This window comes from Streptomyces cahuitamycinicus (assembly GCF_002891435.1).
GTDB classification, from domain to species: domain Bacteria; phylum Actinomycetota; class Actinomycetes; order Streptomycetales; family Streptomycetaceae; genus Streptomyces; species Streptomyces cahuitamycinicus.
In genome coordinates, this window is the sequence record NZ_POUC01000489.1 from 1 (window position 1) to 5,484 (window position 5,484).

Annotated in this window: 5 protein-coding genes and 1 riboswitch; of the genes, 3 read left to right on the forward strand and 2 right to left on the reverse strand. The window is 72.1% G+C overall.

The features are described from left to right. Nucleotides 1-25: 25 nt before the first annotated feature. A riboswitch (ZMP/ZTP riboswitch) is annotated at nt 26-112 on the forward strand. The 3 genes from C1J00_RS37435 (at nt 94) to C1J00_RS37445 (ending at nt 3,509) form a co-directional block, all read left to right on the forward strand. After that, on the forward strand, nt 94-1,593 hold the full coding sequence (locus tag C1J00_RS37435; RefSeq protein WP_102913368.1) for a glycine hydroxymethyltransferase: 1,500 nt from the start codon (nt 94-96) through the stop codon (nt 1,591-1,593). Its footprint overlaps the riboswitch before it by 19 nt. 184 nt (nt 1,594-1,777) lie before the next feature. Beyond that, on the forward strand, nt 1,778-2,791 hold the full coding sequence (gene trpS, locus C1J00_RS37440; RefSeq protein ID WP_102913371.1) for a tryptophan--tRNA ligase: 1,014 nt from the start codon (nt 1,778-1,780) through the stop codon (nt 2,789-2,791). A 139-nt stretch (nt 2,792-2,930) separates the two neighbouring features. Next, a complete protein-coding gene (locus tag C1J00_RS37445) occupies nt 2,931-3,509 on the forward strand; it encodes a 2'-5' RNA ligase family protein (protein WP_102913369.1) in 579 nt (192 codons plus the stop codon). Between the two features lie 12 nt (nt 3,510-3,521). Here the strand turns inward: C1J00_RS37445 and dprE2 are convergent, their stop codons facing one another. Both dprE2 and dprE1 read right to left on the reverse strand, forming a co-directional pair. Continuing rightward, nucleotides 3,522-4,277: a decaprenylphospho-beta-D-erythro-pentofuranosid-2-ulose 2-reductase gene (dprE2, locus tag C1J00_RS37450; protein ID WP_102913370.1), complete on the reverse strand. Its 756-nt coding sequence runs from the start codon at nt 4,275-4,277 to the stop codon at nt 3,522-3,524. A gap of 19 nt (nt 4,278-4,296) precedes the next feature. Further along, nucleotides 4,297-5,484 (reverse strand): decaprenylphosphoryl-beta-D-ribose oxidase (dprE1, locus tag C1J00_RS37455; RefSeq protein ID WP_102913372.1); only part of this gene is annotated, 1,188 nt, incomplete at its 5' end.

Below are 5,484 nucleotides of genomic sequence, written 5' to 3' on the forward strand. Positions count from 1 at the left end.
CCGCCCACCCCACCCGGTAGGCTGATCGCCGGGCCGTGACTGGCGCGCTGGGATGGGACGAACCATCGGGGAGCGGTCCGAGCAGAGAGAGCCGTGCGCCTGGGCCGTACCGTGAACGCTGAACGCAACGTCCGGAGGTCCACCATGTCAGCCGAGCCCCTCTCCACCGCTTCCACCGCCTACCGCGCCGCCCTCGACGTGATCCGCGCCGTCGAACCCCGCGTAGCGGACGCCATCGGCCAGGAGGTCGCCGACCAGCGCGAGATGCTCAAGCTGATCGCCTCCGAGAACTACGCCTCCCCGGCCACGCTCCTGGCGATGGGCAACTGGTTCAGCGACAAGTACGCCGAGGGCACCATCGGCCGCCGCTTCTACGCCGGCTGCCGCAACGTCGACACCGTCGAGTCCCTCGCCGCCGAGCACGCCAAGGAGCTCTTCGGCGCCCGCCACGCCTACGTCCAGCCGCACTCCGGCATCGACGCCAACCTCGTCGCCTTCTGGTCGGTCCTCGCCCAGCGCGTCGAGGTCCCGGCCCTGGAGAAGGCCGGCGCCCGCCAGGTCAACGACCTCTCCGAGGCCGACTGGGCGGAGCTGCGCCGCGCCTTCGGCAACCAGCGCATGCTCGGCATGTCCCTGGACGCCGGCGGCCACCTCACCCACGGCTTCCGCCCGAACATCTCCGGCAAGATGTTCGACCAGCGCTCCTACGGCACCGACCCGGCCACCGGCCTCATCGACTACGAGGCGCTGCGCGCGAGCGCCCGTGAGTTCAAGCCGCTGATCATCGTGGCGGGCTATTCGGCGTACCCGCGCCTGGTGAACTTCCGGATCATGCGCGAGATCGCCGACGAGGTCGGTGCCACGCTCATGGTCGACATGGCGCACTTCGCCGGCCTGGTCGCGGGCAAGGTCCTCATCGGCGACTTCGACCCGGTGCCGCACGCCCAGATCGTGACGACGACCACCCATAAGTCGCTGCGCGGCCCCCGGGGCGGCATGGTCCTGTGTGACGACTCCCTCAAGGACCAGGTCGACCGCGGTTGCCCGATGGTCCTCGGCGGCCCCCTCCCGCACGTCATGGCCGCCAAGGCGGTCGCCCTCGCGGAGGCCCGCCAGGAGTCCTTCCGCGGCTACGCCCAGCGCATCGTCGACAACTCCCGGGCCCTCGCCGAAGGCCTGATGCGCCGCGGCGCCACCCTCGTGACCGGCGGCACGGACAACCACCTGAACCTGATCGACGTCGCCTCCTCCTACGGCCTCACCGGCCGCCAGGCCGAGGCCGCCCTGCTCGACTCGGGCATCGTCACCAACCGCAACGCCATCCCCGCCGACCCCAACGGCGCCTGGTACACGTCGGGCATCCGCATCGGCACGCCGGCGCTGACCACGCGCGGCCTGGGCACGGCCGAGATGGACGAGGTGGCGGGCCTGATCGACCGCGTCCTCACCACCACGGAGCCGGGCACGACCAAGTCGGGCGCCCCCTCCAAGGCGGCCCACGTGCTCGACGCCAAGATCGCCGACGAGATCTCCCGTCGCGCCACCGACCTCGTGGCCGGTTTCCCGCTGTACCCGGAGATCGACCTGGGCTGACGCCCCGGGCTCGTCACTCCTCGTCCAGGTCGATCAGCACCTGACGCGGCTCCTCCCGCGGCGGTCCGGCTTCCCGCCGGGCCGCCGCGCGGCGTATCAGCAGCGTGCCGCGGGCGCCGGCCGCGAGCCCCGCTGTTTCCGGCCCGCTCCGGATCGGTCCCCGGGACCTGAGAGAATGGTGAGCATGGCCTCTGACCGACCTCGCGTGCTCTCCGGGATCCAGCCCACCGCCGGCTCGTTCCACCTCGGCAACTACCTCGGCGCCGTCCGCCAGTGGGTGGCCCTGCAGGAGACTCACGACGCCTTCTACATGGTCGTCGACCTGCACGCGATCACCATCCCGCAGGACCCGAAGGACCTGCGCGCGAACACGCGCCTGGCCGTCGCCCAGCTCCTCGCCTCGGGTCTCGACCCGGACCGCTGCACGCTCTTCGTGCAGAGCCACGTCCCCGAGCACGCCCAGCTCGCCTGGATCATGAACTGCCTCACCGGCTTCGGCGAGGCCGGCCGGATGACCCAGTTCAAGGACAAGTCCGCCAAGCAGGGCGCCGAGCGCGCCTCGGTCGGCCTGTTCACGTACCCGATCCTCCAGGTCGCGGACATCCTGCTCTACCAGGCCCACGAGGTCCCGGTCGGCGAGGACCAGCGCCAGCACATCGAGCTCACCCGCGACCTCGCCGAGCGCTTCAACGGCCGTTTCGGCCCGACCTTCACCGTCCCGAAGCCGTACATCCTCAAGGAGACGGCGAAGATCTACGACCTTCAGGACCCGTCGATCAAGATGAGCAAGTCGGCGTCCACGCCGAAGGGCCTCATCAACCTCCTCGACGAGCCGAAGGCCACGGCCAAGAAGGTCAAGAGCGCCGTCACCGACACCGACACGGTGATCCGCTACGACGCCGAGAACAAGCCGGGCGTCAGCAACCTGCTCACGATCTACTCGACCCTCACCGGCGAGAGCATCGGCGAGCTGGAGGAGAAGTACACCGGCAAGATGTACGGCGCGCTCAAGACGGACCTCGCCGAGGTCATGGTCGAGTTCGTGACGCCGTTCCGGGAGCGCACCCAGCAGTACCTGGACGACCCCGAGACGCTCGACTCGATCCTGGCCAAGGGTGCCGAGAAGGCCCGCGCGGTCGCCGCGGAGACCCTCGCGCAGACGTACGAGCAGGTCGGCTTCCTGCCCGCCAAGCACTGAACCCACCCCCGCGCACAGCCGTACCGCCGAACAGCGCTGTACATCACTCCGGTTGCGCCTGCCCGTAACCCGGTCGTGGCCGTACAGTCGATATCCGGGTGGTCGTATCAGCGGCCACACTGACACGACAGGAGACGACGTGGGGACCGTAACGATCGGTGTCTCGATCGCGGTCCCGGAGCCTCACGGCAGCGAGCTCCAGCAGCTGCGCGCGGGCTTCGGCGACGCCGCCGCTCACGGCATCCCCACGCATGTCACCCTGCTGCCGCCGACAGAGGTCGACGAGGCCTCCCTGCCGGCCGTCGAGGCGCATCTGGCCGAGGTCGCCGCCGCCGGGCGCGCGTTCCCCATGAGGCTGTCCGGCACCGGCACCTTCCGGCCCCTGTCGCCGGTGGTGTTCGTCCAGGTCGTCGCGGGCGCGGAGGCCTGCACGGTGCTCCAGCAGCAGGTCCGCGACCCCGCCGGGCCGGCCGCACGGGAACTGCAGTTCCCGTACCACCCGCACGTCACCGTGGCGCACGGCATCGACGAGGCGGCCATGGACCGCGCCTTCGAGGAACTCGCCGGTTACGAGGCCGAGTGGCCCTGCACCGGCTTCGCCCTCTACGAGCAGGGCGCCGACGGCGTCTGGCGCAAGCTCCGCGAGTTCCCCTTCGGCGGCTCGGTGGTCCCCCCGCAGACCGGGCGTGTGGAGCGCGGCTCGGTCCCCACCCGCTGACCCGCCCGCGAGTCAGACCGGCAGCCGCCGGAAGACCCCGCGCGGCAGGTGCCGCAGCGCCGCCATCACCACGCGCAGCGTCCCGGGCACCCACACCGTCTCCGAGCGGCGCCGCAGCCCCAGTTCCACGGCCGACGCGACCGCCTCGGGCGTGGTCGCGAGCGGCGCCTCGGGCAGACCGGCGGTCATCCGCGTCCGGACGAAACCGGGGCGTACGACCATGACGTGCACGCCCGTGCCGTACAGCGCGTCGCCCAGACCCTGCGCGAAGGCGTCGAGACCGGCCTTGCTGGAGCCGTAGATGAAGTTCGCGCGGCGGGCTCGCTCGCCCGCGACGGAGGACATCACGACCAGCGAGCCGTGCCCCTGGGACTGGAGGGAGCGCGCGCACACCAGACCGGCCGAGACCGCGCCGGTGTAGTTGGTCTGCGCCACCCGCACCGCCGCCTCCGGCTCCCGCTCGTCACGGGCCTGGTCGCCGAGCAGCCCGAAGGCGAGCAGCACCAGGTCGACGTCGCCCTCGGCGAAGACCTTGCCGAGGACGGCCTCGTGCGAGGCGGGGTCGAGCGCGTCGAAGGCGACGGTGTGCACGTCCGCCCCGAGCCCGCGCAGCTGCCCGGCGGCCTCCTCCAGGGCGGGCGAGGGGCGGCCGGCCAGCCAGACCGTGCGGGTGCGGCGGGCGATCAGCCGGCGGGCGGTCGCCAGCGCGATCTCCGATGTACCGCCGAGGACGAGCAGGGACTGGGGGAGGCCGAAGGCGTCCTTCATGACAGCTCCTAGAGGTTGCTCAGAGACTGAGGCGGCGGGCCAGGTCGGACACGAACACTCCGCGCGGGTCCAGCCGGGCGCGCAGTTCGCGGAAGTCGTCGAGGCGCGGGTACATGGCCGCGAGTAGCTCCGGGCGCAGCCGGGCGTCCTTGGCGAGGTAGACGCGCCCGCCCGCGGCGGCGACCTCCTCGTCGAGTTCGTCGAGGAACGCGCCGAGGCCGGGCAGGCCCGCCGGGATGTCCAGGGCCAGAGTCCAGCCCGGCACGGGGAACGACAGCCAGCCCGGGTCGGACTCCCCGAAGCGCTTCAGGACGGCCAGGAAGGACGGGCAGCGGCGTTCGGAGATGCGGCGCACGATGCGGCGCAGCGCGTCCTCCCGGCCGTAGCCGACGACGAACTGGTACTGCACGAAGCCGCCCCGGCCGTAGACGCGGTTCCAGTGGGGCACGCCGTCCAGGGGGTGGAAGAAGCCGGAGATCCGCTGGAGCCGGCCGGTCCGCACGCGGGGGGCCTTGCGGTACCAGAGCTCGTTGAAGAGGCCCACGCTCGTCCGGCTGAGCAGGCCCTCGGGGAGGATCGCGGGGGTGGCCGGGAGGCGGGAGGTGCGGAAGGCCAGCGGGTCCCGGCGCAGGCGGGCGGGGAGCGCGTCCAGCGGCGCGTGGTCGCCGCGGGTGAGGACCGCGCGGCCGGTGGCGGCGCCCCGGGCCAGCAGGTCGATCCAGGCGACCGAGTAGCGGTAGCGGTGGTCGGTGGCCGCCAGCCGGGCCATCAGGTCGTCGAGGTTCGTCGCCCGCTCGGTGTCGACCGACATCAGCGAGGTCTCCACCGGCTGGAGCCGGATCGTCGCGGTGAGGATGACGCCGGTCAGGCCCATGCCGCCGGCCGTGGCGTCGAAGAGCGGCGTGCCGGGGATCACCGTGCGGATCTCGCCGTCGGCGGTGAGCAGTTCGAGGGCGAGCACGTGTCGCGCGAAGGAGCCCGAGACGTGGTGGTTCTTGCCGTGGATGTCGGCGCCGATGGCCCCGCCGACGGTGACGTAGCGGGTGCCGGGCGTGACCGGCACGAACCAGCCGAGCGGCAGCAGCACCTCCATCAGCCGGTGCAGGGAGACGCCCGCGTCGCACAGCACGGTGCCGCCGTCGGCGTCGATCGCGTGCACCCGGTCCAGCGCCGTCATGTCGAGCACGGACCCGCCCGCGTTCTGCGC